We start from the raw sequence: 24,511 nt of genomic DNA, 5'->3' as shown, positions 1-24,511 counted from the left end.
TTCGCGTCTGCTCGGCGGGACGAACTAGCAACGAACTAGCGAGGCAGGCCCAGCAGTCGCTCCCCGGCGAGGGTGAGCAGAATCTGCTCCGTGCCACCGGCGATGGTCAGGCAACGCGTGTTGAGGAAGCCGTGGACGGTGTCGTTCTCCACGACGCCGCCGCCTTCGGAGAGCTCCATCCGCAACTCGGCGAGCGCTTGCCGGTAGCGCACACCGATCAGCTTGCGCGTGCTGGCCTGCGGGCCCTGATCCTGACCACCCACCGCGAGCTCGGCGATCCGCTGGTCCAGCAGCGCGCCCACCTGAGCCGCGACGATGAGCTCCCCGAGCCGGTCCTGCTCGGCGGCATCGAGTTTCAGCGTCGCCACCGTCGTGAGCAGCTCCTCCATCGGGTTGTCCAACGCGGTGCCGTGCGCCATCGCGACCCGCTCGTTGGCCAACGTCGTGCGGGCCAGTCGCCAGCCGTCGTTCACGTTGCCCACGACCATCTCGTCGGGGACGAAGACCTCGTCGAAGAACACCTCGTTGAACAGCTCGTCGCCGGTGATCTCGCGCAGCGGCCGGATGACGATGCCCGGCGATGTCATATCGACAAGGAAGTAGGTGATGCCCTTGTGTTTCGGCGCGTCAGGGTCGGTACGGGCCAAGCAGACGCCCCAGTGCGCCTTCTGCGCCGCAGAGGTCCACACCTTCTGACCGGTCAGCTTCCATCCGGAGCCTTTGGCGCCGCTCGCGGTCGCGCCGTCGACCCGAACGGCCTTCGTACGCAACGCGGCCAGGTCCGAGCCGGCACCCGGCTCGCTGAAGAGCTGGCACCAGATCAGCTCACCGCGAAGCGTCGGAGGCACGAACCGCTCGATCTGCTCGGGACTGCCGTGCTCGAGAATGGTTGGCACGGCCCACCATCCGATCACCAGATCGGGACGTGCGACGCCGGCCGCCGCGAGTTCCCGATCGATCAGCAGCTGCTCGGCGGGACCGGCCTCCCGCCCGTAAGGGCGCGGCCAGTGCGGCGCCTGAAGGCCCGCCTCGGCCAGCGCGACCTGTCGCTTCTCGACGGGAAGCTTCGCTATTTCGGCTACCGCGGAAGCGATTTCGGGCTGTAGATGGGCGACCGAATCCAGGTCGATGTCCAGCTCGCGGCGCACCCCCTGCTGGGTGAGCTCGGTGACGCGCCGCAGCCAACGCTGCGCACCGCCCAGGAAATGCGCGATGCCGTAGGCGCGACGCAGATACAGGTGCGCGTCGTGCTCCCAGGTGATACCGATGCCGCCGAGCACCTGGATGCAGTCCTTCGCGTTGGCCTTGGCCGCGTCGATGCCCGCGGCCGCGGCCACCGCGGCGGCCACCGACAGCTGTTGCCCCTCGGAGTCGGCCACGGCGGCCCGTGCGGCGTCCCGCGCCGCCACCGACGCCTGTTCGGAACGCAGCAGCATCTCAGCGCACATGTGCTTGACGGCCTGAAAACTGCCGATCGGCTTGCCGAACTGCTCACGCACCTTCGCGTACTCGGTCGCGGTCTGCAGCGTCCAACGCGCCAATCCGGCGGCCTCGGCGGCCAGCACCGTGGCGGCCAGGTCCGTGACGCGTTGGCGGGAAACGGTCAGCGCCTCGGCCGGGGCCGAGTCCAGCACGACCCGCGCGAGCGGCCGGGAGAAGTCCGTGGCCTTCAGCGGTTCGACCGACACCTCCTGTGCGGTGGCGTCGACCAGAACGAACGTCTCCCCTGCCGGCAACACCAGAACCCCGGAGGCGTCGGCGCCCAATACGTACTCTGCGGTGCCCGACACCCGGCCGTCGTCGAAAGTCAGGTCGGCCGACAGCGCGACCCCGGCGACCCGCTCGCCGGAGGCCAGCGCCTGCAGCACATCCGGGCGTTCGGCCACCAGGGTGGCCAATGCCGTGGTCGCGACAGGTCCGGGCACCAAGGCAGCGGCGGCCTCGTCGACCATCGCGCACAAGTCCTCGACCGTTCCGTCGGCGCCGCCGTGTTCCTCCGAGAGCGCCACGCCGAATATCCCTAGCTGGGCCAGACGGTCGTACACCGGTCGCCAGGCGTCGGCGTTGCCGCGTTCGACGTCGCGCGCGGCCTCGATGGCGCCCGACCCCGCAGCCCAGCTTCGGACCAGTTCACGTGCGGCAAGCTGCTCGTCAACAACGGGCTGTTTGGACGACACCGACACCGAGACTCCTAGCGATTGGGCGAGAAGGCGGTGCTCCTCACTAGAACGTGTTCTAATAGTGCCAGTGGTCGACCGTCAAGTCGACCGCCATTACAGCAGGACACGTCGGTGCCATCGCGGCACTGAAGTGAGAAAATGAGGATCGGCATGCGTATCGTTTTTGCCGAACGCGCAAGATCAAGATGAGGGAGCCAACTACCGCATGTCCGGCCCGCCGCAGCCCGCACGAACCGACTCGGATGCAGGGTCGGGTTCGCGGCCGCGGCAGGTGATGAACGTGGCAGTGCTCGCCGAGTCCGAACTCGGTTCAGAAGCCCAGCGGGAGCGCCGCAAGCGCATCCTCGACGCCACCCTGGCCATCGCCTCCAAAGGCGGTTACGAGGCGGTTCAGATGCGCGCGGTCGCCGAACGCGCCGACGTCGCGGTCGGCACGCTCTACCGCTACTTCCCGTCGAAGGTGCACCTGCTGGTCTCGGCGCTGGGTCGGGAGTTCGAGCGCATCGACGCCAAGACCGACCGCGCGGCGATGTCCGGCGGCACGCCGTATCAGCGGCTGAACCTGATGGTGAGCAAACTCAACCGGGCGATGCAGCGCAACCCGCTGTTGACCGAGGCGATGACACGGGCGTTCGTGTTCGCCGACGCGTCGGCCGCCGGGGAGGTCGATCACGTCGGCAAGCTGATGGACTCGATGTTCGCGCGCGCCATGGCCGACGGCGAACCCACCGAGGACCAGTACCACATCGCGAGGGTCATCTCGGATGTGTGGCTGTCCAACCTGCTGGCCTGGCTGACCCGACGCGCGTCGGCGACCGACGTCAGCAAGCGTCTCGACCTCGCCGTGCGACTGCTCATCGGCGACGGCGAGCACCCTAAGATCTAGGGGTGCTTCCGGCCGATCTGCAGCGTGCGCTCACCTCGGTCGCCGCGGCGCCGCGACTGCTGGTCGCATCCGACTTCGACGGCACCATGGCACCGATCGTCGCCAACCCCGCCGACGCCCGCCCGCTGGCGGCGGCCGCCGAAGCCCTTGGCCAACTCGCCGAGCTGCCCGACACCGCGGCCGCGTTGATCTCCGGTCGGGCGCTGGAAGTGCTGCGCTCACTGTCGGGGTTTCCGGAGCCGCCGCCGCGATTGCACCTGGTGGGCAGCCACGGCGCGGAGTTCACGTCCGGTTTCACAAACGACATCGACCGCGAACTGCTGGACCGCATCACCGCCGAACTGCGGGCGATCGCCGCCGATCACCCCGGTGTCACCGTCGAGACCAAACCGGCCAGCGTCGCGCTGCACGTGCGCAACGCGTCGGCGGCCGACGGGGAGGCGGCGCTGACGAAGGCGCGCGCGGCCGCAGAGGCCTGGGACGTGCAACTCACCGAGGGCAAGGCGGTGCTGGAGTTCGCGGTGATCCAGACCGACAAGGGGCTGGCGCTCGATGTCCTGCGCGAGCAGGAAAACGCTTCGGCGGTGGTGTTTTTCGGCGACGACGTCACCGACGAGAAGGCGTTTCGGCGGCTGCGGGGCGACGCTGATGTCACGGTCAAGGTCGGGCCCGGCGAGTCGCTGGCTCAGTATCGCGTCGATGCGCCGGAGGACGTCGCCGAAGCGCTGCAGTACCTCCTCGAGGCCCGCCGCCGCGGCGCTGGCGCCGCTAGCGCCCAAAGGGACAAACGGGCGGGAAAGTTCGAGTAACACCCACCATTTCGTCGATCTCGCCGCGGGGAAAACCGGTCGACGGGTTGCGGGCGCGTCGCGATACTGGCGGGGATGCTCACCCCTGACGAGATCTCCGCACGTACCGCGCGGGCGGTGGCGGCTGCGGCCGCGGCCGGCGCCGAGTTGGGACTACAAGTCGACAACGCTCGCGTGTTGCACGACATGTTCTCCGTCGTCGTGCACCTGGCGCCGTCACCGGTGGTGGTTCGGGTGCCGACCGTGCTGCCGCCGTCGTACAAGGAATCTCCTGACGCCCAAGCCGCCCAGCAGCGCGCCGAACTCGCGGTGGCCGGCTGGCTCGCCGACCGCGGTCACCCGGTGGTTCCGCCCAGCCCGCTCGTCAGCGCTCAACCCGTTCGCCGAGAAGGCTTTTCGATGACGTTCTGGCAGTTCGTCGAACAGGTGTCCGACGCGGAACCGAACATGCCCGAGCGCGTAGAGCAGACCGCCCGGCTGCACGCGGCGCTGCGCGACTACGACGGCGGCGAACTCCGTTTCTGGGCGCCCTTCGGCCACATCCCCGACGGACTGGTCGCACTGCAGGGCCGCGACGATCTACTTCCGGCGTCGGATCTTGCTCGCGCACAACGAGAATGGGCGGTGATCGCGCCGGTGCTCACGTCGCGCGCAGCATTCGAATCCTATTTTCCCGGTGTCGGGTTACAGGTCATCCACGGCGATGCGCCCTACTACAACATGCTCACCACGAGCCGCGGCGAACTGTGGTCGGACTTCGAGATGGTCACTGTGGGCGCAGTCGAATCCGATCTGGCGCTGCTCGGGCCCGGCGACATCGCGACCTACAACGCGGCAGCCGTCGCGCTCGGGTTGCGTCCAGTGGACCAACGGGTGTTTCGGGTCACCGAGACGGCGGCCCGGTTGGCCGTCGTCGCCGCCCTGGCGATGGCGCCGGAACTGCCGCCGCTGCAGGACGCCGTGGCGCCGATGATCGAGACGCTGCGCACCACCCCGGAACTGCACGAACTTTAGGCGGGCGGAGCGCTGGTGCGACCGCGCACCACCTCGGTGTCGAGCATCTCGACGACCGGCAGGCCCGACCGCGGCGGGCGGTGCAGCAACTGCCCGGCACGACGTCCCTTCTCGATGCTGGGCTGCGCCACGGTCGTCAAGCCCCGCCGCAGGGCCTCGGGCACCCCGTCGAAGCCGGTCACCGTCATCTGCCCCGGCACGTAGACGCCCTTGGCGCGCAGGTAGTCCATCGCCGACAGCGCCAGCACATCGGCCGTGCACATCAGCGCGGTCACCCGCGGGTTGGCCTCCAGCGCCACCTCCGCGGCCGCACCGCCCGACGTCGGCAGGTGCTCGTAGCTCTCCACCACCGTCAGCGACGCGGGGTCCAGTCCGGCCGCGGTCATCGCGTCGTACACGCCCTGGATCCGCTCCCGTTGGACGTGAAAGTGCGGCATACCAAGCCGCTCCGGGTCCGCGACTGTCGGCCGTGATCCGGGGTGCGGCCAGTCCCGGTCCAGCCGCATCGTCAACAACGCGATCTCGGTATGACCAAGGCCCACCACGTATTCGGCGAGCCGACGCATCGCGTCTCGGTCGTCGATGCCGACCCGCGACAGACCGGGGACATCCTTGGGCTGGTCCACCACCACCACGGGCAGATGCCGTTGCTGCACGACGGGAAGGTACGGGTCGTCGTCGGAGGCCGAATACACCACGAAGCCGTCGACACCTGCGGCCAGCACCGCCGCCGACCCGTCGCCGACGGTGCGGTTCGGGCCGATCGCCACCAACAACAGCCCCTGTCCGGCCTCCTCGCAGGACTCGGCGAGCCCGGCGACGAAGTCCAGCGCGGCGGGATCGCTGAACGAGTAGTTGAGCGGTTCGGTGATCATCAGGCCGACGGCGCCGGCCTTGCGGGTCCGCAACGAGCGGGCCACCGGGTCCGGCCCGGGGTAGCCCATCCGCTTGGCCGTTGCGAGCACGCGTTCCCGAAGGTCGGCCGACAGCTGGTCGGGGCGGTTGTAGGCGTTGGAGATCGTCGTCCGCGACACCTTGAGTTCGGCCGCGAGTGAGGCCAGGGTCGCACGCCGCCTGGGCGTGGGACTCCTCGACATGTTCTGGACGTTAGCCCATCGACTTGCGCGTTCCGGGCTACTGTGCATTAGAGTTTTTGGAAACGGTTTTCATTGTTATCTGAATCCATCAGGGAGTCGCACATGCGTGCAGGGTTGGTCGCCTTCGCGGCGGTCGCGGTGGTGGCCGGGCTGGCCGGATGCACCCAGCAGCAAAGCGCGTCGCCCCATGAGCACGAAAGCGCCGTGACCGTCGTGGCCTCCACCGACGTGTGGGGCAGCGTCGCCGACGCCGTCGTCGGCGACCACGCGTCGGTCACCTCCATCGTCAGCGGCACCGTCGCCGATCCGCACTCATTCCAGGCCACCCCCGCCGATGCCGCCGCGATCACCGACGCGTCGCTGGTGGTCCACAACGGCGGCGGCTACGACCAGTGGGTGCAGGACGTGCTGGCCAACCAACCCGACGTGGTGGTCGTCGACGCGTACTCCCTGCGCCCCGACCCGCAGGCGTCCGCGAACGAACACGTCTCCTACGACCCCGCGACCGCCAAGGCCGTCGCCGCGCAGATCGCCGACCGACTGGCCGAGGTCGACCCCGACCACGCCGACGCCTACCGCGCCAACGCCGCCGCGTTCGGCGCCGGCGCCGACGAGATCCTGGCGACCGAGCGGGCCATCGCACAGGCCCACCCCGAAGCGGCGGTGGTGGCGACCGAACCCGTCGCCCATTACCTGCTCGCCAACGCAGGCATCACCGACAAGACCCCCGCGGGGTTCAGCAACGCGGTCGAAGAAGACGCCGACCCCTCCCCGGCCGACCTGGCGGAGATGCTGGACCTGATCGAGAACCGCGAAGTCTCGGCGCTGCTGTCCAATCCGCAGACCGAAACCGGCGTGACCAAGCAGCTGCGCGAGGCGGCGACGCGCGCAGGGGTTCCCGTCGTCACGGTCACCGAGACCCTTCCCGAGGGCACCGACTACCTGAGTTGGCAGCGTCAGACCGCCGAACAGCTGGCCGGCGAGCTGGGTACGGCGGCCGAGGCGGGCCGATAATCTGTGGTTGTGGACGTCGTCGCCGAACTCACCGGCGCCCGCCTGGCGTTCGGCGACCGCGTGCTGTGGGATCAGCTCGACCTCACGGTGCGCGCCGGTGAATTCCTCGCCGTCCTCGGCCCCAACGGCACCGGAAAGACGTCGCTGCTCAAGGTGTTGCTGGGTCAGCTGCCACTGACGGCCGGGGCGGTGACTGTCTGCGGCAGCACGGTCGAAAAGGGCAGCGACCGAATCGGTTACGTGCCTCAGCACCGATCCGTCGATCAGGGGTTGTCGTTACGGGGACGCGATCTCGTCGGGCTCGGATACGACGGGCACCGCTGGGGCATCACGACGCTGCGGGACCGGGCCGCCAAACACGCTGCGGTCGAACGGGCCCTCGAGCAGGTCAACGGGCAGACGCTGGCCCGGGTGCCGGTCGGCGTGATGTCCGGCGGGGAGCTACAGCGGCTGCGGATCGCCCAGGCGCTGACCACCGATCCGGTACTGCTGCTGTGCGACGAACCGTTGCTCAACCTCGACCCCGCCAACGCCCGGTTGGTGTCGAGGCTGATCGACGCCAGAAGGCGCGAGGCCGACACCGCCGTACTTTTCGTCACGCATGAGGTCAATCCCGTTGTGCCGTACGTGGATAGGGTGCTCTACCTGGTCGGCGGTCGATTCCGCATCGGCACCGTGGAGGAGGTGATGACCTCGGCCACGCTGTCGGAGTTGTACCGTGCCGACATCGACGTGGTGAAGGTGGGCGACCGCTACGTAGTCCTCGGCGAGCACATCGACCACTCCGGCCACGCGAGCGGACACGTCCATGACTGACCGGCTCCGCGATCTGCTGAACAACCTGCTGTCCTTCGAGGTGACCGCGGACCTGTTGCACCGCGACTTCGTTCAGCAGGCGTTGCTCGCCGCCGCGTTGCTGGCGCTGGTGTCGGGGCTGATCGGCCCGTTCATCGTGATGCGGCAGATGTCGTTCGCGGTGCACGGGTCCAGCGAGTTGTCACTGACCGGAGCGGCTTTCGCGCTGCTGGCGGGCTTCAACGTCGGCGTCGGGGCGCTGGTCGGGTGCGCGCTGGCCGCCGTGCTGTTCGGTTTCTTGGGACAGCGTGCCCGTGAACGGGATTCGGCGATCGGGGTGGTGCTCGCGTTCGGCCTCGGTCTCGCGGTGCTGTTCATCCACCTGTACCCGGGCCGCACCGGCACCAGCTTCGCGTTGCTGACGGGCCAGATCGTCGGCGTGGGCTACTCGGGGCTGACGCTGTTGGCCGCGGTGTCGGTGGCCGTGGTCGCCGTGCTGCTGGTGGCCTACCGGCCGCTGCTGTTCGCGACTGTCGACCCCGAAGTGGCCGCTGGTCGCGGAGTTCCGGTGCGCGCGTTGGGAATCGTGTTCGCCGCGCTGGTCGGGGTCACCGCCGCGCAGGGTGTGCAGATCGTCGGCGCCCTGCTGGTGATGTCGCTGTTGATCACCCCCGCGGCCGCCGCGGCACGGGTGTTCGCCTCGCCCGGCGCGACCATCGCGGCATCGGTGATCTTCGCCGAGATCTCCGCGGTGGGCGGCATTCTGCTGTCCCTCGCGCCAGGCGTACCGGTGTCGGTGTTCGTCACCATCATCTCGTTCGCCATCTTCCTGGTGTGCTGGGTGGTGGGCCGCCGCACCCGCACACCGGCGGCCGGCTAGCCGCGTTCGACGGGACGCGTTGGGTCAGTGCACCATTGCGACCACGAGCCGGGGTACAGCGCGATGTCGCGACCTGCCGCGGCCAGCGCGGCGACGACCACCGACGCGGTGATTCCCGATCCGCAGTACGCGCCGACCGCGTCGTCGCCGGCCAGCTGGACGAGTTGCGTGTCAGACAGGAAGGTGCCGTCGGCGGCCAGCACGCTGGTGCTCGGCAGGTTGCGCGCCCCCGGGATATGGCCCGCGACAGGGTCAATGGGCTCGACCTCGCCGCGGAACCGCTCGGGCGCCCGCGCGTCCAGGAGCGGCACGCCGGCCGCCTGCTCGGCGGTCAGCGCGCGGCGTGCCCCGAAGTACAGGTCGTCATGTGCGACGGTGACGTCGCCAGGTTCGGGTGTGGCGACGCCGGTTTCCAGCGCGCCGCCTGCCGCCGTCCACGCCGCGAGGCCGCCGTCGAGGATGCGCACGTCGGCGATGCCCGCCGCGGTCAGCACCCACCACGCCCGCGCCGAACCGGCCCGGTTCCAGTCGTCGTACACCACCACCGGCGTCTCGGCCCGCACGCCCCAGCGTCGCGCCGCGGCCTCGACGGATCGGCCCGAAGGCAACGGATGGCGGCCCTGCCCGGCCACCGCGTGATCGGACAACTCGTCTTCCAGCGACACGTAGACGGCGCCGGGGATGTGGCCGCGCTCGTAGGCGGCGCGGCCGTCGGGTTCGTCCAACTGCCAACGGACGTCGAGGATCGTCGGCCGCTCGCCTGCGTCGAGGCGCTGGGCGAGCGTGCGCGCGCTGATCAGCACATGCTCACGGGTCACCCGACGATCGTGCCACCTAAGCTGGCCCGGTGAGCAGACACGCGTTCAGTTCCGCCGAGCGGCGCGCTGTCTACCGCGCCATCGCCGAGCGCCGCGACATGCGCCGCTTCGTGCCCGACAGCACCGTCGACGAGGATGTCCTGGCCCGACTGCTGCACGCCGCGCACGCGGCGCCCAGTGTCGGCCTGATGCAGCCGTGGCGGTTCATCCGCATCACCGACCCGCGACTGCGCAGGCAGATCCACAGCCTCGTCGACGAGGAGAGGTTGCACACCTCACGCGCGTTGGGCCCGCGCGGCGAGGAGTTCCTGGCCCTCAAGGTCGAGGGAATCCTGGACTGCGCGGAGCTTTTCGTGGTGGCCCTCGGCGACGGCCGGGAGGCCCACGTGTTCGGCAGGCGCACGCTGCCGCAGATGGATTTGGCGTCGGTGTCCTGCGCCATCCAGAACCTCTGGCTGGCGGCCCGCGCCGAGGGGCTCGGCATGGGCTGGGTGTCGATCTTCGAGCCCGTGTCGCTGGCCGAACTGCTCGGCATCCCGGAAGGCGCCGAACCGGTGGCGATCCTGTGTCTGGGGCCGGTACCCGAGTTTCCGGACCGGCCGGCACTGGAACTCGACGACTGGGCGCATGCTCGACCGCTGGCCGAGTTCGTCTCCGAAAACCAGTGGCGACCTGTCGCACTAGGCTGGGGGCATGGCTGACGCCGGTGATTCACACATCGACCTGAACGCCGACCTGGGCGAGAGTTTCGGCGTGTGGCAGTTCGGTGACGACGCCGCAATGCTGGACATGGTCACCAGCGCCAACGTGGCCTGCGGTTTTCATGCCGGCGACGCGGCGACGCTGGCGCGCACCTGCCGGGCGGCCGTCGAGCGCGGGGTGGCCATCGGTGCACAGGTCGGCTACCAGGACCTCGCGGGTTTCGGCCGCCGCTTCATCGACGTGCCGCCCGATGAACTGACCGCCGACATCATCTACCAGATCGGCGCCCTGCAGGCGTTGGCACAGGCGGCCGGATCGACCGTGCGCTATGTCAAGCCGCACGGCGCGCTGTACAACGCGATCGTCACCAACCGGGTGCAGGCGCGGGCGGTCGCCCAGGCGGTCTACACCGTGGATCGTGAGCTGCCGGTGCTCGGGCCGGCCGGCTCGGCGTTCTTCGCCGAGGCGCAGGAGCTGGGTCTGCGAACGGTGTCGGAGGCGTTCGCCGACCGCGCGTATCGCCCTGACGGACAACTTGTCTCGCGCCGCGAACGCAACGCGGTGCTGCACGACGTGGATGAGATAGCCGAGCGGGTGGCGACGATGGTGGCGACCGGCCGGGTGGATGCGGTCGACGGGTCGATGATCCCGGTCACGGTGGAATCGGTGTGTATTCACGGGGATTCGCCGGGGGCGGTGCACATCGCGAACGCGGTTCGGGCCCGGTTGCTCAAAGAGGGTGTCGAGCTTCGGCCGTTCGTGTGAGCCGAGATCCTGGCTGCGCATAGAGTGCAGGCGTGCGGTTGAAGCCCGGGCGCCCGAAATTGGGGGACTACCAGTCCTACTTCGACGCCCCGGCCGCGCGCGCCGACGCCGCGTTGACCGTCACCTGGGCGGGTGTGGCCACGCTGCTCATCGACGACGGCTGGTCCGCGGTGATGACCGACGGCTTCTTCACCCGGCCCGGGCTGGTGGAGCTGGGCTCGCGCAAGTTGTCGCCGTCGACGTCGCGCATCGCCGGGTACCTGGCGCGCATGGGCGTGGACCGGCTCGATGCCGTCCTGCCCGTACACACCCACTACGACCATGTGATGGACAGCGCGGTGGTGGCCGATCGCACCGGCGCCAAGCTGGTCGGCGGCACGTCGGCGGCACACGTCGGCCGCGGCGGTGGGCTACCGGAGGACCGTCTGGTGGTCGTCGGTTCCGGCGAAACGGTGACCGTGGGCGGTTACGACGTCACGCTGATCGAGAGCCGACACAGCCCGCCGGACCGGTTCCCCGGTGTCATCACCGAACCGGTCGTACCGCCGGTGAGGGTGTCGGCATACAGGTGCGGCGAAGCGTGGTCGACACTGGTACACCATCGGGCGTCGGGCCGACGCCTGCTGATCCAGGGCAGCGCCGGCTACGTCCGGGAAGCGCTGGCGGGACAGCGGGCCGAGGTGGTGTGCCTCGGCGTCGGACAACTGGGCCTGCAGCCGGAGAGTTACCTCGTGGAGTACTGGACCGAGACCGTGCGCGCCGTCGGCGCCCGGCGCGTGTTGCTCATCCACTGGGATGACTTCTTCCGCCCGCTGCACAAGCCGTTGCTGGCTCTGCCGTACGCAACCGACGATCTGGACGTCTCGATGCGGGTGCTGTCCCGGCTGGCCGTCGAGGACGGCGTCGAGTTGCATCTGCCCACGCTCTGGCAGCGCACCGATCCGTGGGCCTGACGCTGGCGCTGCTCGCGCTGGCCGTCGTGGTGTTCTTCGCCGCCGTTCGCCCCCACAAGTGGCCCGAGGCGATCGTCGCGCTTCCGGCGGCGGGCATGCTCGTCGGTTTCGGGGTGATCTCCGTGCCCGACGCCCTGGCGGAGGTCAACCGGCTGTTGCCGGTGGTCGGCTTTCTCGCGGCCGTGCTGGTACTTGCCCGGTTGTGCGACGACGAAGGCGTGTTCCGCGCCGTCGGGGCGGCCATGGCCCGCACAAGTGTCGGCAGTCAAAGTAAGTTCTACTCAAAGGTTTTCGTTGCAGCAGCGGTGACGACCGCGGTGTTGAGCCTGGACGCGACCGTGGTCCTGCTCACCCCGGTGGTGCTGGCGACGGCACGGATGCTTGCCGTTCCACCCAAGGCACACGCTTACGCCACGGTGCATCTGGCCAACAGCGCCTCACTGCTTCTTCCGGTGTCGAATCTGACGAACCTCTTGGCGTTCACCGCGGCCGGAATCTCGTTCCTGCAGTTCACCGCCGTCATGGCGTTGCCCTGGATGGCGGCGATAGCCGTCGAATTCGTGGTGCTGCGTTGGGTTTTCGCCGGCGAGCTTGCGGTCGTTGGGCCACCTCGACCGTCCGGCGAACCTATGCACGTTCCGGTGGTGCCACTTGTGGTGCTGGGGCTGACGCTGATTGGGTTCGGTGGGGTTTCGATGCTTGGGTTCTCCCCGGCGTGGGCAGCCCTCGCCGGGGTGGTCGTGCTCGGGGCCCGCGGTCTGGTGCGGCGCACCAGCACCGTGCGCGGCATGGCAGCGGCCGCGGATGTTCCGTTCCTGGTGTTCGTGCTGTGTCTTGGGGTGGTGGTCGCCGCCGTGATCACCAACGGCCTCGGTGCCGCGGTCCGCGATGTGCTGCCCGCCGGTCAAGGCCTGGCTGCCCTGTTGGGGCTTGCAGTGGTGGCGGCCGTGTTGTCGAACGTGGTGAACAACCTGCCTGCCGTGCTCGTGCTGCTGCCGCTGGTGTCGTCTCCTGGGGCCGTGCTGGCCGTGTTGATCGGCGTGAACATCGGCCCCAACCTCACCTACGTCGGATCGCTGGCCAACCTGTTGTGGCGGGGGGTGGTCCGTCGCGAGATCTCGGTGCGCGCCGGCGAGTTCAGTCGCGTCGGGCTGTGCACGGTTCCACTCACGCTCGTGGTCGCGGTGCTCGCGCTGTGGCTGAGCATGAAGCTGGTCGGCGTGTGATCCCGCCGCCGATAAGACTCAGCCGCGGCGCTGGCGGGCGATCTCGGCCAGCACCACGCCTGCGGCCACCGATGCGTTCAGCGACTCGGTAGGCCCCGCCATCGGAATGGACACCACCATGTCGCAGTTCTCCCGCACCAGCCGCGACAACCCCTTGCCCTCGGAGCCGACCACGACGACGATCGGTCCGGTGCCGTCGAGCTCGTCGAGCGTGGTGTCTCCGCCCGCGTCCAGACCGACCACCTGTAGTCCGGCGTCGGCCCAACTCTTCAGTGTCCGAGTCAGATTCGTCGCCCTGGCCACCGGCAGCCGGGCCGCGGCACCGGCGCTGGTCCGCCACGCCACCGCGGTGACGGACGCGGACCGTCGCTGCGGGATCAGCACGCCGTGGCCGCCGAACGCGGCAACCGAACGCACGATCGCGCCGAGGTTGCGGGGATCGGAGATGTTGTCCAACGCCACGATCAGCGCCGGCGAGCCCGATGCGGTCGCGGCGGCCAGTAGATCGTCGGGATGCGCGTAGGCGTAGGGCGGCACCTGCAGCGCCAGACCCTGGTGCAGGCCGTTGGCGGCGATGCGGTCGAGGTCGTGACGAGGCACCTCGAGGATCGAGATGCCCGAATCCGCCGCAATGCGCACGGATTCGGTCAACCGCTCGTCGGCGTCCGCGCCGAGCGCGACGTACAACGCGGTGGCGGGCACCCCGGCGCGCAGGCACTCCAGCACCGGGTTGCGGCCCAACACGATCTCGGTTTCGTCGGTCTTGCGGGCGGGGCGCCGCTGCCCCTTGGCGGCACGCTTGGCGGCGGGATGGTTCGGTCGCATGTGTGCGGGCGGAGTGGGTCCACGGCCTTCCAGGCCGCGCCTGCGCACCCCACCCGAGCCGACCTTCGGGCCCTTCTTGGTTCCCGGCTTGCGCACCGCGCCCCGGCGTCGTGAATTGCCAGCCATCTACTTCGTGTACCTGTCGAGCAGCGTCCACTGCGGTCCGTCGGCGGTGTCGGTGACCTCGATTCCGGCTTCCTTGAGCCGATCCCGGATCGCGTCGGCCTCCGCCCAGTCTCGCCGTGCCCGGGCGTCCTCCCGGCGCTGCAACTCCGCCGCCACCAGCACCTCCACCGCCCGCAGCGCGGCCCGCGTCTCGTCCTTGGATTCCCAGCGCTCGTCGAGCGGGTCGACGCCGAGGATGCCCATCATCGCCCGGATCGACATCGCCTGCGCGAGCGCGGTGTCGTGGTCGCCCGCGTCCAGCGCCCGGTTGCCCTCCGCGCGTGCGGCGTGCACCTCGGCCAACGCCGCGGGCACCGCCAGATCGTCGTCGAGGGCGGCTGCGAACTTCGGCGTCCACTGCCCGGGAACGACCGCGCCGACGCGGTTGCGCACCCGGTGCAGGAAATCCTCGATGCCGCTGTAGGCCCGCGCGGCGTCGGCCAACGCGGTCTCGGTGAATTCGAGCATCGAGCGGTAGTGCGCGCTGCCCAGGTAATAACGCAGCTCGGCGGCCCGGACCCGTTGCAGCACAGCCGGAATCGCCAACACGTTGCCCAACGACTTGCTCATCTTCTCGCCGCCCATGGTGACCCAGCCGTTGTGCAGCCAGAACCGGGCGAAGTGGTCGCCGGCGCCCTCCGCCTGTGCGATCTCGTTCTCGTGATGCGGGAACACCAGGTCCATGCCGCCGGCGTGGATGTCGAACTCGGAGCCGAGATAGGCCTCGCACATCGCCACACACTCGGTGTGCCAGCCGGGCCTGCCCCTGCCCCACGGTGTGGGCCAGGACGGTTCACCGGGTTTGGCGCCCTTCCACAGCGTGAAGTCGCGTTGGTCGCGCTTGCCGGTGGCCACTCCCTCACCCTGGTGCACGTCGGCGAGCTTGTGGCCGGACAACTTGCCGTAGCCGGGCAGGCTGAGCACGTCGAAGTACACGTCGCCGCCGCTGGCATAGGCGTGGCCGCGTTCGATCAGTCGCTCGATCAGCTCGACCATCTGGGTGATGTGGCCGGTGGCGCGGGGCTCAGCCGAAGGCGGAAGCACGCCCAGCGCGTCGTAGGCGTCCGTGAACGCCCGTTCGTAGGTGGCGGCCCACTCCCACCACGGCCGACCGGCATCGGCCGCCTTGGCGAGGATCTTGTCGTCGATGTCGGTGACGTTGCGGATGAACGCGACATCGAGACCCTTGGCCATCAGCCAGCGTCGCAGCACGTCGAACGCCACCCCGCTGCGCACATGGCCGATGTGCGGCAGCCCCTGCACGGTCGCCCCGCACAGGTAGATCGACACGTGACCGGGTTTGACTGGCACGAAATCGCGTACGCCACCGCTCATGGTGTCGTGGAGCCGCATGGCGGGAGCTCCGGCGCGATTGGTCACGACGCGCCAGCTTACCGGCCTATTTGCGCATATCCCGCATCGGCTGTGCCTGGCCCGTCGGCGGCGGCGACAACCAGGGCCGTGGCGATCGCGGCCATACCCTCTCCACGTCCGGTGAGCCCGAGCCCGTCCGTCGTCGTCGCCGACACGGAAACAGGGGCGCCCAGCAGCTCCGAGAGCAGCTGCTGGGCCTCGGCCCGTCTCGGGCCGATCTTGGGTTGGTTTCCGATCACCTGGATCGCGGCGTTGCCGACTCGGAAGCCGGCGGCGGTGACCAGCTCGAGAACGTGGCGCAACATGTCCACACCGCTCGCGCCGCCCCATTCGGGTCTGCCGGTGCCGAACACCTCACCGAGATCGCCGAGGCCGGCCGCCGACAGCAGCGCGTCGCACAACGCATGTGCGGCCACGTCCCCGTCGGAGTGACCGGCGCATCCGTCGGCGTCATCGAACAACAGGCACAGCAGCCAGCACGGCCGTCCGGCCTCGATCGGGTGAACGTCGGTGCCGAGCCCGATCCGTGGCAGGCCCGTCATGGCCGTCAGGAGGCGGCGGCCAGCACCTCGTCGAGGATGCTCGAAGCCTTGGCGTCGTCGGTGTTCTCGGCCAACGCGAGCTCACCGACCAGGATCTGCCGCGCCTTGGCAAGCATCCGCTTCTCGCCCGCGGACAGGCCGCGTTCCTGGTCCCGACGCCACAGGTCGCGAACCACCTCGGCGACCTTGTTGACGTCGCCGGAGGCCAGCTTCTCGAGGTTGGCCTTGTACCGGCGCGACCAGTTGGTCGGTTCTTCGGTGTGCGGAGCACGGAGTACCTGGAAGACCTTGTCCAGACCCTCCTGGCCGACCACGTCACGCACCCCGACGTATTCAGCGTTCTCGGCAGGCACTCGAACCGTGAGGTCCCCTTGGGCGACCTTCAAGACGAGATATTCCTTCTGTTCGCCTTTGATGGTTCGGGTTTCAATCGCCTCGATCAACGCAGCACCGTGGTGGGGATAAACAACGGTGTCTCCGACCTTGAAAATCATCAGTTTCGAGCCCCTTTCACAACCCAATGTTAGCACGGGCCGAAGAAGCGTGCGGACCAACTGTGCAGGTCAGGGGCACCGCAGGTGGGGGTCGGGGCTTGACAGGTTGATGAATACGTGCAATGCGTGGACCCACCGCGGGTGCCGTGCGGGCGTTGTCGGAGCGGGCTTTGCAGTGGCCGGGGACGTTTGGGTGCCACCTCTGCTACCGCCCGTTCAGCGCACCTACTACTCTGCATAGTCGAATCCCGCGACCGTGTTCGGTCGCTCGACGGTCGAGCAGGAGGCACGTGTGGACCGCTTCAAAATGGCCGCTTGCGGGGTGGCCGCTGCCGTCCTAGTCGGTGGTGCGCTCAGTGGCTGCGGCGCCGGGCAGGTGTCCCAGACCACCATGCAGGAGCCCGCTGTCAACGGCACCAGCGCAAACATCGGCGATGTCGCCCTCCGCAACATCCACCTGCAGGTCATCCAGACATCGGATTTCGTTCAGCCCGGCACCGACGTCGAGCTGATGTTCCAGGCGTCCAACCAGTCGCGGGAGCACGACGACAAGCTGGTGTCGATCACCTCCGAGGTCGGCTCGGTGACGCTGACCGGTGACACCACACTGCCGGCCGGCGGTGTGCTGATCGTCGGCGCTCCCGACGGCCAGATCACACCGCTGGAAAGCCTGGAGGCCGCCGAGGCCGCGGAGGCCAGCGTGTCGCTGACCAAGCCGATCACCAACGGCCTGACGTACGAGTTCACCTTCAAGTTCGAGAAGGCCGGCGAAGGCACCGTTCAGGTGCCGCTGTCCGCGGGTGAGGCGCCGCGCCGCGAGGACGTGCGGGACACCGGCGGTCACTCGGGCGGTCACTGACCGCGAATCGGCGACACGGCAGCTCACCGAGGCTGTTCTGTCGGTCCGCGGGGCTAACGTCACAGCGTGGCCAAAGCTCAGCGTTCGCAGTACCGCTGCTCGGAATGCCACCACCTGACCCCGAAGTGGGTCGGGCGCTGCCCGGACTGCGGAACCTGGGGCACCGTCGACGAGGTGACGATGCTGGCCGCGGTCAACGGCGCACCCACTCGGCGCGCCGTGGCCCCCGCCTCGCCCGCGGTGCCGATCAGCTCGATCGACCCGGGCCGCACCCGGCACTTCCGCACCGGTGTCGACGAGCTCGACCGGGTGCTCGGCGGTGGGCTGGTGCCGGGTTCGGTGACACTGTTGGCCGGCGATCCCGGCGTCGGCAAGTCGACCCTGCTGCTCGAGGTCGCACACCGGTGGGCCGAGGCGGGCAAGCGGGCGCTGTATCTGTCGGGTGAGGAGTCGGCGGGCCAGATCCGGATGCGGGCCGAACGGACCGGCTGCACACACGACGAGGTCTATCTCGCCGCCGAATCGGATCTGTCCACGGCGCTGGGGCACATCGAGGAGGTGCAGCCCAGCCTCGTGGTGGTCGACTCCGTGCAGACCATGTCGACCTCCGAGGCCGACGGCGTGACCGGCGGCGTGACCCAGGTGCGCGCGGTCACCACCGCTTTGACGATGGCGGCGAAGACATCGGGCGTCGCGCTGATACTCGTCGGCCACGTCACCAAGGACGGGGCCATCGCCGGTCCGCGCTCGCTGGAGCATCTGGTCGATGTCGTCTTGCACTTCGAAGGTGACCGCGCGTCATTGCTGCGCATGGTCCGCGGCGTCAAGAACCGGTTCGGCGCGGCCGACGAGGTCGGTTGTTTCCTGTTGCACGACAACGGAATCGAAGGGGTCGCCGACCCGTCGGGATTGTTCCGCGACCTGCGGCCCAAACCGGTGGCGGGCACCGCGATCACGGTGACGCTCGACGGCAAGCGACCGCTGATCGGCGAAGTGCAGGCGCTCATCGGCCCGCCAGCAAACGGGCCGGCGCGGCGTGCGGTCAGCGGCATCGACTCCGCACGCGCGGCGATGATCACCGCCGTGCTCGACAGGCACGCGGCGCTGGGGATCAGCGGTCACGACATCTACCTGTCGACGGTCGGCGGCATGCGGCTGACCGACCCGTCCGCAGATCTGGCGGTCGCGGTCGCGATCGCGTCGTCCAAGATGAACCTGCCGGTACCCGCCGCCGTCATCGCCATCGGTGAGGTCGGGCTGGCCGGTGACCTCAGGCGCGTCGCCGGGATGGATCGGCGGCTCGCCGAGGCCGCGCGGCTGGGTTTCACCCGCGCCGTGGTGCCGCCGGGCGTCACGTCGGTGCCGAACGGATTGCGCGCGATCGGGGCCGACAACATCGGCGCGGCATTGCGGGTATTGCGGGATATCAGCAAAGATGACCGATAACGGCGACCGATCCTAGGAGGGGGCCGATGGCCGTGAAGGCGGGCGGCCGGTCTGGGCGCAAAGTGGTGCAGTTGGCGCGCCCCACGATGCGCGAGACGCTCGCACGGCTCGCCCCGGGCACCGCCCTGCGTGACGGCCTGGAGCGGGTCCTGCGCGGGCGCACCGGGGCCCTGATCGTGATCGGATACGACGACAGCGTCGAAGCCATCTGCGACGGCGGTTTCGAGCTCGACATCCGCTTCGCGCCGACCCGACTGCGCGAACTTTCGAAGATGGACGGCGCGGTGGTGCTCTCCAGCGACGGCAGCCGCATTCTGCGGGCCAACGTGCAGTTGGTGCCCGACCCGTCGATCCCGACCGAGGAATCCGGCACCCGGCACCGGTCGGCCGAACGCACAGCGATCCAGACCGGCTACCCGGTGATCTCGGTGAGCCATTCGATGAGCATCGTGACCGTCTATGTGGCCGGCGAGCGCCACGTGGTTCCCGATTCGGCGACGATCCTGTCGCGGGCCAACCAGACCATCGACACCCTCGAGCGCTACAAGACCCGCCTCGACGAGGTCAGCAGGCAGCTGTCGACGGCCGAGATCGAGGACTTCGTGACGTTGCGCGACGTGATGACGGTGGTGCAGCGACTCGAGATGGTGCGCCGGATCAGCTTGGAGATCGACGCCGACGTGGTCGAACTCGGCACCGACGGGCGTCAGCTCAAGCTTCAGGTCGAAGAGCTGGTCGGCGACAACGACACGGCCCGCGAGCTGATCGTGCGCGACTATCACGCCAACCCGGATCCGCCGACCACCGAGCAGGTGCGAACCACGCTGGAAGAGCTCGACGCGTTGTCTGACAACGAACTGCTCGACTTCACCGCGCTGGCAAGGGTTTTCGGGTATCCGTCCACGATGGAGGCGCAGGATTCGGCGATGAGTTCACGGGGCTATCGCGCGATGGCCGGCATTCCGCGGCTGCAGTTCGCCCACGTGGACCTGTTGGTGCGGTCGTTCGGCTCGCTTCAGGGCTTGCTGGCGGCCAGTGCGGGCGATCTGCAGTCGGTGGAGGGCATCGGTTCGATGTGGGCCCGCCACATTCGCGAGGGCCTTTCCCAGCTGGCCGAATCCACGATCGCCGACCGACTGGCCTGATCGCTTCTCGTCTCGGCCGCCGCCGAGATCGGCGTTTCGGCGCGATCTAGAGGCGGAAGTCAGCCCGCCGCGGGGGCCGGGCCGGGCAGCGGCGCGCCCTCGGCGTGCGGCACCTGCGCCTGCTCGGCCAGGACGAACGGCACCGTCGCCGAACGTAAATTGCCCAGCTGCACAACGAGGTTGTAGGTGCCCGGACCGATCGGCTCACGCGGCAGCGGACAGCCCGGCGCCGAACCCATCCCCGTCCAGGTCACCTCGGTGGTCACCTGCTCACCGGGCTGGAACGTCTTGACCAGCGTCTCGTTCGACGGTGCGCAGTCGAGGTTCGACCACAGCCGGTTGTTGTCCAACCCGTAGACGTACGCGGCCAGCACGGCCGCCCCGACGTCACGCTTGCACGAGACCAGACCGATGTTGGTGACCACCATGGTGAACTTCGGCTGATCGCCCACCACGTACTGCGGCTGGTTGGTGATGCCCTTGACCGCGAGCGTGGAGTCCGGGCAGTCGTCGCCCTCCTTGAGCACCGGCGGCGGGGTCACCGCCGCGGTCGGTGTGGGCGTCGCCGGCGGGGCCGCCTCGGGCGGCGGCATGACGGGCGACTTGACTTCGGGGTTTTCGCCGGGCAGCGGGGTCGGTGCGGCTTCGGGGCTCTCGGCCGCCTGCTCGGCGTTCGTGGTTTCGGCCGACCCGGTGTTGGCCACGATTGCCACCACGATCGCCGAAATCACGCCGATGACCAGGACCGCCAAGCCCAACGCCAGCGCCCTGCGCCGCCAGTAAATTTGCGGAGGTAGCGGGCCTTGCGGTTCCAGATCCAGCACACGGCCACGATAAGCCCAGGTCACGCCCAGTTGTCCGAGGCGCCTCGGCGTGTCGCGCGTCAGGCTTCGCCGATGTCACCCAGGTGGGCCCGCAACCCCACGCGGCCGTCGGCCAGGTGGTAGGTGGCGCCGACGATCGCCAGCGTGCCCGCGGCCACCCCCTCGGAGATGGTCGTTGACCGCGCCATCAACTGCGCGCCGGTCTCGATGACGTGGCGGGCTTCGAACTCGTCGACCCTGGTCAGGCCGTCGCGGCGGCCCAGCAGGATCGACGGCATGACGCGTTCGACGATGTCGCGGACGTAGCCGCCCGGTACCACGCCCTCATCGAGGGCCGAGAGCGTCGCCTTGACCGCCCCGCAGCTGTCGTGACCGAGTACCACGATCAGCGGCACGTCGAGCACCGCGACGGCATACTCGACCGAGCCGAGCACCGCGGCGTCAATGACGTGCCCGGCGGTGCGCACCACGAACATGTCGCCGAGTCCCTGATCGAAGATCAGCTCGGCGGCCACCCGGCTGTCGCCGCAGCCGAACACCACCGCGGTCGGTGTCTGCGTCTCGGCCAGGCCGGCCCGGTGCTCGACTCCCTGGCTCGGATGCACGGGTTTGCCCGCGACGAACCGCTCGTTACCTTCTTTGAGTGCTTTCCACGCGGTTACCGGGCTGGTGTGCGGCATGACTGACATTGTGCCCCAGCTGCTCGATTGGTACGACGGCGCACGCCGCGATCTGCCGTGGCGGCGGCCCGGAGTGACGCCGTGGCAGGTGCTGGTCAGCGAGTTCATGCTCCAGCAGACGCCGGTCGCGCGGGTGCAGCCGGTGTGGGAAGCCTGGGTGGCGCGGTGGCCGACGCCCTCGGCGACCGCCGCGGCCAGTGCCGCCGACGTGTTGCGCGCCTGGGGCAAGCTCGGCTACCCGCGCCGCGCCAAACGGCTGCACGAGTGCGCGACTGTGATCGCCGGCCAGTACCGCGACGTGGTGCCCTCGGATGTCGACACGCTGTTGACCCTGCCGGGAATCGGCGCCTACACCGCGCGTGCCGTCGCCTGCTTCGCCTTCCAGCAGCGGGTTCCGGTCGTCGACACCAACGTCCGCCGGGTGGTGACGCGGGTGGTGCACGGTCGCGCGGACGCCGCCCCCTCGGCACGCGACCTCACCGATGTGGCGGCGTTGCTGCCGGAAAGCGATGACGCGCCGCGGTTTTCGGTTGCGCTGATGGAGTTCGGCGCGACGGTGTGTACCGCCCGGGCGCCGCGCTGCGCCGGGTGCCCGCTCAGCGTCTGCGCATGGCGTTCGCGCGGATATCCGGCCTCTGCGACCCCTGCGCGACGGCCGCAGCGGTACGCGGGCACCGACCGCCAGGCCCGCGGCCGGTTACTGGATGTGTTGCGCGCCAAAGACTCTCCCGTCACCCGGGCAGAGCTGGACGTCGCGTGGCTGGCCGACACCGCGCAACGCGACCGCGCCCTGGACTCACTGCTGGTCGACGGGTTGGTGGAGCAGACCGACGACGGCCGCTACGCGCTCGCCGGAGAGGGCAACCCGTGACCGCCGAGTGTGGGGTGGTGTCACGCGAATCCGCGTAAAGGTGTGCGGGTAACCCACGTTCGCGGTCGGAGAGCTCAGGCGGTGGCTGGCTGCCCGTCTGATGCGCAGGCGAACCGGCGCCGGTAGTCCGACGGCGTCACGCCGATGATCCTGCGGAAGTGATGCCGCAGCAGCGTCGCGGTGCCGAAACCCGAACGCTCGGCGATCCGGTCGACGTCGAGGTCGGTCTCCTCGAGCAGCCTGCGCGCATACAGCACCCGTTGGTCGGTGACCCACTGCATGGGGGTGCGCCCGGTCTCCTCGACGAATCGGCGGGCGAACGTGCGGGCGGACATGTGCGCACGGGCGGCCAGCGTCGCAACAGTGTGCGGCTGGTCGAGGTTCGCCAAAATCCAATCAAGGTGCGGCGCAAAGCGTTCCGAACACCGCACCGGGATCGGCTGGTCGATGTACTGCCGTTGGCCGCCGTCGCGCTGAGGCGCCACCACCATGCGGCGGGCGATCTTGTTGGTCACCTCGCTGCCGAGCTCGCGACGCACCAGATGCAGGCAGGCGTCGATACCGGCCGCGGTGCCCGCGCTGGTGATCAGGTTGCCGTCGTCGACGTACAACACGTTGCGGTCGACCTTGGCCGTCGGATACCGGCGGGCGAGTTCGTCGGCGTGCATCCAGTGCGTGGTGCACGGCCTGCCGTCGAGCAGGCCGGCGGCGCCCGCGACGAACGCCCCTGAGCAGACCGTGAGGACGATCGAACCGGAGTCGGCGGCCGCCCTGACCGCTTCCAGTGCCTCGGGCGGATACTCCGAGTTGCCGATCGCCGGAATCGCCACCAGGTCCGCACCGACCAGGTCGCCGAGACCGTGATCGGGCGTCAGCGTCGCACCTACCGAGGTGGACAGCGGCCGACCAGGCTGCGGTCCGCACACTTTGAAGTCGATGTTGGGCACGCCGTCGGCGGAGCGGTCGATGCCGAACACCTCGCAGACCACGCCGAACTCGAAAATCGCTAGACCGTCCAGCACCAGCGCAGATGCGCTTTTCAAAGCCATGGCAGCATTTTATCTCGGCGTGTCATTTCTGCCACTGTTGGCGGAATTTTTACTAGCGAATGATTACTGCCATGACGACTGCCCTGACCTTTCTGATCCTGATCGCGCCTTTCGCGGTGGCCTTCGCCGTCAGCTGGGCCGCCGGTCGCTCACGGCCGGGTGTCGACCAGTTCTGGCTGGCCACGCTGATCGCCGGCCGTGCCTACGGGTCCGACCCGGTCGACGACCGCGACACGCCCCGCCTGGAGCACGACCTGTACGCGGTGCGCACCCGCTTCGAACAGCAGCCGGCCTGGCCGGCCTCAGGCGCGCTCGGCGAGCGTCGCTAGAAACGACTCCACCGCCTGCCGGTAGGCCCGCGGCGAGTCGTCGTGCACCAGGTGGCCCGCCTCCGGTACAGCCAGATATGTTGCCCGCCAACCGGTCTCGGCCATTCGGCGCATCTGGCCCGGGGGCGTGACGGAGTTTTCCGCCTCGATGAGCAACGCGGGCGCACGGACCGCGGCCCACTCTCGCCAGTAGTCCCTGGTGCCCCATTCGGCGGCGATCTCGATCCACACCTTCGGGTGCCCGTGCAGTCGCCAGCCGGTCGCCGTGCGGTCGAACGCCTCGAGGAAGTACTGGCCGGCGACGGGCCCGAATTCGTCGTAGACCTGTTGCGCGGAGTCGAATTCCACCGGCAGGGCGTGCAGCCATGGCTCCCACGGGCCGGTGGTGCGGCCGCGGAAGTCGGGTGCCATGTCCTCGATGACCAGCGCCTCGACCAGATCCGGGTGGGTGGCGGCCAGACACCACGAGTGCAGCCCGCCCATCGAGTGCCCGATCATGACCGCCGGCCTGCCGATGTCCGCCACCGCGTCGCCGAGATCGGCCACGAACCGCTCGGTGCTGATCGGGTGCGCGTCGTCGACGTCGCGTCCCCGATGCCACGGCGCGTCGTACGTGTACACCTCGCCGAGCCGGGTCAGCCAGGGCAGCTGGCGAGACCAGGTGCTACCCCGCCCCATCAGGCCGTGTACCAGCACCAGCGGGCGGCCCTTGCCGCCGCGGTGGGTCAGGGCGCCGTGGCCCCCCGAGGCGTGTTGCATGCCGACATCA

26 protein-coding genes are annotated in these 24,511 nt (G+C 69.3%); 15 read left to right on the top strand and 11 right to left on the bottom strand.

The features are described from left to right. Positions 1-35: 35 nt before the first annotated feature. Positions 36-2,183, bottom strand: coding sequence for an acyl-CoA dehydrogenase family protein (locus MELE44368_RS08280; RefSeq protein ID WP_128108061.1), 2,148 nt, complete (start codon positions 2,181-2,183; stop codon positions 36-38). A gap of 202 nt (positions 2,184-2,385) precedes the next feature. Here MELE44368_RS08280 and kstR point away from each other — a divergent pair, with 202 nt between their 5' ends. The 3 genes from kstR (at position 2,386) to MELE44368_RS08265 (ending at position 4,889) form a co-directional block, all read left to right on the top strand. Continuing rightward, positions 2,386-3,066: a cholesterol catabolism transcriptional regulator KstR gene (gene kstR / locus MELE44368_RS08275; protein ID WP_128108060.1), complete on the top strand. Its 681-nt coding sequence runs from the start codon at positions 2,386-2,388 to the stop codon at positions 3,064-3,066. 2 nt (positions 3,067-3,068) lie between these two features. Continuing rightward, positions 3,069-3,875, top strand: a complete 807-nt coding sequence (gene otsB / locus MELE44368_RS08270; protein WP_128108059.1) for a trehalose-phosphatase — start codon at positions 3,069-3,071, stop codon at positions 3,873-3,875. 75 nt (positions 3,876-3,950) lie between these two features. Beyond that, positions 3,951-4,889 (top strand): aminoglycoside phosphotransferase/kinase family protein, encoded by a 939-nt coding sequence (locus MELE44368_RS08265; protein WP_128108058.1) that lies wholly within the window; start codon positions 3,951-3,953, stop codon positions 4,887-4,889. On the opposite strand, the gene MELE44368_RS08260 is transcribed toward MELE44368_RS08265, so the two are convergent. Further along, the gene (locus MELE44368_RS08260) at positions 4,886-5,986 is read right to left on the bottom strand and encodes an Rv3575c family transcriptional regulator (protein WP_128108057.1); all 1,101 of its coding nucleotides are present in this window, start codon (positions 5,984-5,986) and stop codon (positions 4,886-4,888) included. The genes MELE44368_RS08265 and MELE44368_RS08260 overlap by 4 nt on opposite strands. Positions 5,987-6,088: 102 nt before the next feature. Here MELE44368_RS08260 and MELE44368_RS08255 point away from each other — a divergent pair, with 102 nt between their 5' ends. The 3 genes from MELE44368_RS08255 to MELE44368_RS08245 are packed head-to-tail and all read left to right on the top strand — an operon-like array spanning position 6,089 to position 8,675. Beyond that, positions 6,089-7,000, top strand: coding sequence for a metal ABC transporter solute-binding protein, Zn/Mn family (locus MELE44368_RS08255; RefSeq protein WP_128108056.1), 912 nt, complete (start codon positions 6,089-6,091; stop codon positions 6,998-7,000). Positions 7,001-7,003: 3 nt separating this feature from the next. Further along, the gene (locus MELE44368_RS08250; protein WP_128108055.1) at positions 7,004-7,816 is read left to right on the top strand and encodes a metal ABC transporter ATP-binding protein; all 813 of its coding nucleotides are present in this window, start codon (positions 7,004-7,006) and stop codon (positions 7,814-7,816) included. Further along, positions 7,809-8,675, top strand: coding sequence for a metal ABC transporter permease (locus tag MELE44368_RS08245; RefSeq protein ID WP_046752945.1), 867 nt, complete (start codon positions 7,809-7,811; stop codon positions 8,673-8,675). Before MELE44368_RS08250 ends, MELE44368_RS08245 begins: the two co-directional genes overlap by 8 nt. On the opposite strand, the gene MELE44368_RS08240 is transcribed toward MELE44368_RS08245, so the two are convergent. After that, entirely contained in the window at positions 8,672-9,493 is an 822-nt protein-coding gene (locus MELE44368_RS08240) for a sulfurtransferase (protein WP_241566521.1), read from the bottom strand. The genes MELE44368_RS08245 and MELE44368_RS08240 overlap by 4 nt on opposite strands. A 29-nt stretch (positions 9,494-9,522) precedes the next feature. Between MELE44368_RS08240 and bluB the strand changes: the two genes are divergently transcribed. The 4 genes from bluB to MELE44368_RS08220 are packed head-to-tail and all read left to right on the top strand — an operon-like array spanning position 9,523 to position 13,139. Continuing rightward, positions 9,523-10,194, top strand: coding sequence for a 5,6-dimethylbenzimidazole synthase (gene bluB, locus MELE44368_RS08235; protein ID WP_128108054.1), 672 nt, complete (start codon positions 9,523-9,525; stop codon positions 10,192-10,194). Next, on the top strand, positions 10,187-10,960 hold the full coding sequence (locus MELE44368_RS08230) for a LamB/YcsF family protein (RefSeq protein WP_128108053.1): 774 nt from the start codon (positions 10,187-10,189) through the stop codon (positions 10,958-10,960). Before bluB ends, MELE44368_RS08230 begins: the two co-directional genes overlap by 8 nt. 32 nt (positions 10,961-10,992) lie before the next feature. Continuing rightward, positions 10,993-11,913 carry an MBL fold metallo-hydrolase gene (locus MELE44368_RS08225; protein WP_128108052.1) on the top strand — a complete coding sequence of 307 codons (921 nt, stop codon included), beginning with the start codon at positions 10,993-10,995 and terminating at the stop codon, positions 11,911-11,913. Further along, entirely contained in the window at positions 11,904-13,139 is a 1,236-nt protein-coding gene (locus MELE44368_RS08220) for an SLC13 family permease (RefSeq protein ID WP_128108051.1), read from the top strand. The genes MELE44368_RS08225 and MELE44368_RS08220 overlap by 10 nt, the downstream gene beginning before the upstream one ends. Positions 13,140-13,157: 18 nt before the next feature. Here the strand turns inward: MELE44368_RS08220 and rlmB are convergent, their stop codons facing one another. From rlmB to carD, 4 genes are read right to left on the bottom strand one after another with little or no spacing between them, the layout of a single operon-like run. Further along, positions 13,158-14,090, bottom strand: coding sequence for a 23S rRNA (guanosine(2251)-2'-O)-methyltransferase RlmB (gene rlmB / locus MELE44368_RS08215; protein WP_128108050.1), 933 nt, complete (start codon positions 14,088-14,090; stop codon positions 13,158-13,160). Continuing rightward, a complete protein-coding gene (gene cysS / locus MELE44368_RS08210) occupies positions 14,091-15,482 on the bottom strand; it encodes a cysteine--tRNA ligase (protein WP_128108082.1) in 1,392 nt (463 codons plus the stop codon). Between the two features lie 38 nt (positions 15,483-15,520). After that, positions 15,521-16,045 (bottom strand): 2-C-methyl-D-erythritol 2,4-cyclodiphosphate synthase, encoded by a 525-nt coding sequence (gene ispF / locus MELE44368_RS08205; RefSeq protein ID WP_128108049.1) that lies wholly within the window; start codon positions 16,043-16,045, stop codon positions 15,521-15,523. A gap of 5 nt (positions 16,046-16,050) precedes the next feature. Further along, a complete protein-coding gene (gene carD / locus MELE44368_RS08200) occupies positions 16,051-16,539 on the bottom strand; it encodes an RNA polymerase-binding transcription factor CarD (RefSeq protein ID WP_046752935.1) in 489 nt (162 codons plus the stop codon). 292 nt (positions 16,540-16,831) lie between these two features. On the opposite strand from carD, the gene MELE44368_RS08195 reads away from it, so the two are divergent. The 3 genes from MELE44368_RS08195 (at position 16,832) to disA (ending at position 19,989) form a co-directional block, all read left to right on the top strand. Next, positions 16,832-17,398, top strand: coding sequence for a copper chaperone PCu(A)C domain-containing protein (locus tag MELE44368_RS08195; protein ID WP_128108048.1), 567 nt, complete (start codon positions 16,832-16,834; stop codon positions 17,396-17,398). Positions 17,399-17,464: 66 nt separating this feature from the next. After that, a complete protein-coding gene (gene radA, locus MELE44368_RS08190; protein ID WP_128108047.1) occupies positions 17,465-18,844 on the top strand; it encodes a DNA repair protein RadA in 1,380 nt (459 codons plus the stop codon). A gap of 26 nt (positions 18,845-18,870) precedes the next feature. Beyond that, positions 18,871-19,989: a DNA integrity scanning diadenylate cyclase DisA gene (gene disA / locus MELE44368_RS08185; protein ID WP_128108046.1), complete on the top strand. Its 1,119-nt coding sequence runs from the start codon at positions 18,871-18,873 to the stop codon at positions 19,987-19,989. A gap of 59 nt (positions 19,990-20,048) precedes the next feature. On the opposite strand, the gene MELE44368_RS08180 is transcribed toward disA, so the two are convergent. Beyond that, positions 20,049-20,813, bottom strand: a complete 765-nt coding sequence (locus MELE44368_RS08180; protein ID WP_164890058.1) for a hypothetical protein — start codon at positions 20,811-20,813, stop codon at positions 20,049-20,051. 59 nt (positions 20,814-20,872) lie between these two features. After that, entirely contained in the window at positions 20,873-21,493 is a 621-nt protein-coding gene (locus MELE44368_RS08175) for a carbonic anhydrase (RefSeq protein ID WP_128108045.1), read from the bottom strand. Here MELE44368_RS08175 and MELE44368_RS08170 point away from each other — a divergent pair. Then, positions 21,492-22,364 carry an HhH-GPD family protein gene (locus MELE44368_RS08170; protein ID WP_128108044.1) on the top strand — a complete coding sequence of 291 codons (873 nt, stop codon included), beginning with the start codon at positions 21,492-21,494 and terminating at the stop codon, positions 22,362-22,364. The two genes, MELE44368_RS08175 and MELE44368_RS08170, sit on opposite strands and share 2 nt — an antisense overlap. Positions 22,365-22,438: 74 nt before the next feature. On the opposite strand, the gene MELE44368_RS08165 is transcribed toward MELE44368_RS08170, so the two are convergent. Further along, positions 22,439-23,413 (bottom strand): GlxA family transcriptional regulator, encoded by a 975-nt coding sequence (locus MELE44368_RS08165; protein WP_128108043.1) that lies wholly within the window; start codon positions 23,411-23,413, stop codon positions 22,439-22,441. Between the two features lie 71 nt (positions 23,414-23,484). On the opposite strand from MELE44368_RS08165, the gene MELE44368_RS08160 reads away from it, so the two are divergent. Then, complete coding sequence (locus tag MELE44368_RS08160) at positions 23,485-23,742, top strand: hypothetical protein (protein ID WP_128108042.1); 258 nt, start codon at positions 23,485-23,487, stop codon at positions 23,740-23,742. Here the strand turns inward: MELE44368_RS08160 and MELE44368_RS08155 are convergent. Then, entirely contained in the window at positions 23,716-24,501 is a 786-nt protein-coding gene (locus tag MELE44368_RS08155) for an alpha/beta fold hydrolase (protein ID WP_128108041.1), read from the bottom strand. The two genes, MELE44368_RS08160 and MELE44368_RS08155, sit on opposite strands and share 27 nt — an antisense overlap. Positions 24,502-24,511: the final 10 nt, after the last annotated feature.

It is taken from the genome of Mycolicibacterium elephantis DSM 44368 (assembly GCF_004014805.1).
Lineage (GTDB): Bacteria > Actinomycetota > Actinomycetes > Mycobacteriales > Mycobacteriaceae > Mycobacterium > Mycobacterium elephantis.
Note: the sequence above shows the minus strand (reverse complement) of the source record. Positions and strands in the feature narration are given on the sequence as shown.

Excerpts from the sequence above, each read along its gene's own strand:
- MELE44368_RS08160 (WP_128108042.1), top strand. The coding sequence starts at position 23,485 with ATGACGACTGCCCTGACCTTTCTGATCCTGATCGCGCCTTTCGCGGTG.
- kstR (WP_128108060.1), top strand. The coding sequence starts at position 2,386 with ATGTCCGGCCCGCCGCAGCCCGCACGAACCGACTCGGATGCAGGGTCG.
- cysS (WP_128108082.1), bottom strand. The coding sequence starts at position 15,482 with ATGCGGCTCCACGACACCATGAGCGGTGGCGTACGCGATTTCGTGCCA.
- MELE44368_RS08165 (WP_128108043.1), bottom strand. The coding sequence starts at position 23,413 with ATGGCTTTGAAAAGCGCATCTGCGCTGGTGCTGGACGGTCTAGCGATT.
- MELE44368_RS08245 (WP_046752945.1), top strand. The coding sequence starts at position 7,809 with ATGACTGACCGGCTCCGCGATCTGCTGAACAACCTGCTGTCCTTCGAG.
- MELE44368_RS08260 (WP_128108057.1), bottom strand. The coding sequence starts at position 5,986 with ATGTCGAGGAGTCCCACGCCCAGGCGGCGTGCGACCCTGGCCTCACTC.
- rlmB (WP_128108050.1), bottom strand. The coding sequence starts at position 14,090 with ATGGCTGGCAATTCACGACGCCGGGGCGCGGTGCGCAAGCCGGGAACC.
- MELE44368_RS08175 (WP_128108045.1), bottom strand. The coding sequence starts at position 21,493 with ATGCCGCACACCAGCCCGGTAACCGCGTGGAAAGCACTCAAAGAAGGT.
- MELE44368_RS08155 (WP_128108041.1), bottom strand. The coding sequence starts at position 24,501 with ATGCAACACGCCTCGGGGGGCCACGGCGCCCTGACCCACCGCGGCGGC.
- ispF (WP_128108049.1), bottom strand. The coding sequence starts at position 16,045 with ATGACGGGCCTGCCACGGATCGGGCTCGGCACCGACGTTCACCCGATC.
- carD (WP_046752935.1), bottom strand. The coding sequence starts at position 16,539 with ATGATTTTCAAGGTCGGAGACACCGTTGTTTATCCCCACCACGGTGCT.
- MELE44368_RS08170 (WP_128108044.1), top strand. The coding sequence starts at position 21,492 with ATGACTGACATTGTGCCCCAGCTGCTCGATTGGTACGACGGCGCACGC.
- disA (WP_128108046.1), top strand. The coding sequence starts at position 18,871 with ATGGCCGTGAAGGCGGGCGGCCGGTCTGGGCGCAAAGTGGTGCAGTTG.
- MELE44368_RS08230 (WP_128108053.1), top strand. The coding sequence starts at position 10,187 with ATGGCTGACGCCGGTGATTCACACATCGACCTGAACGCCGACCTGGGC.
- MELE44368_RS08265 (WP_128108058.1), top strand. The coding sequence starts at position 3,951 with ATGCTCACCCCTGACGAGATCTCCGCACGTACCGCGCGGGCGGTGGCG.
- MELE44368_RS08255 (WP_128108056.1), top strand. The coding sequence starts at position 6,089 with ATGCGTGCAGGGTTGGTCGCCTTCGCGGCGGTCGCGGTGGTGGCCGGG.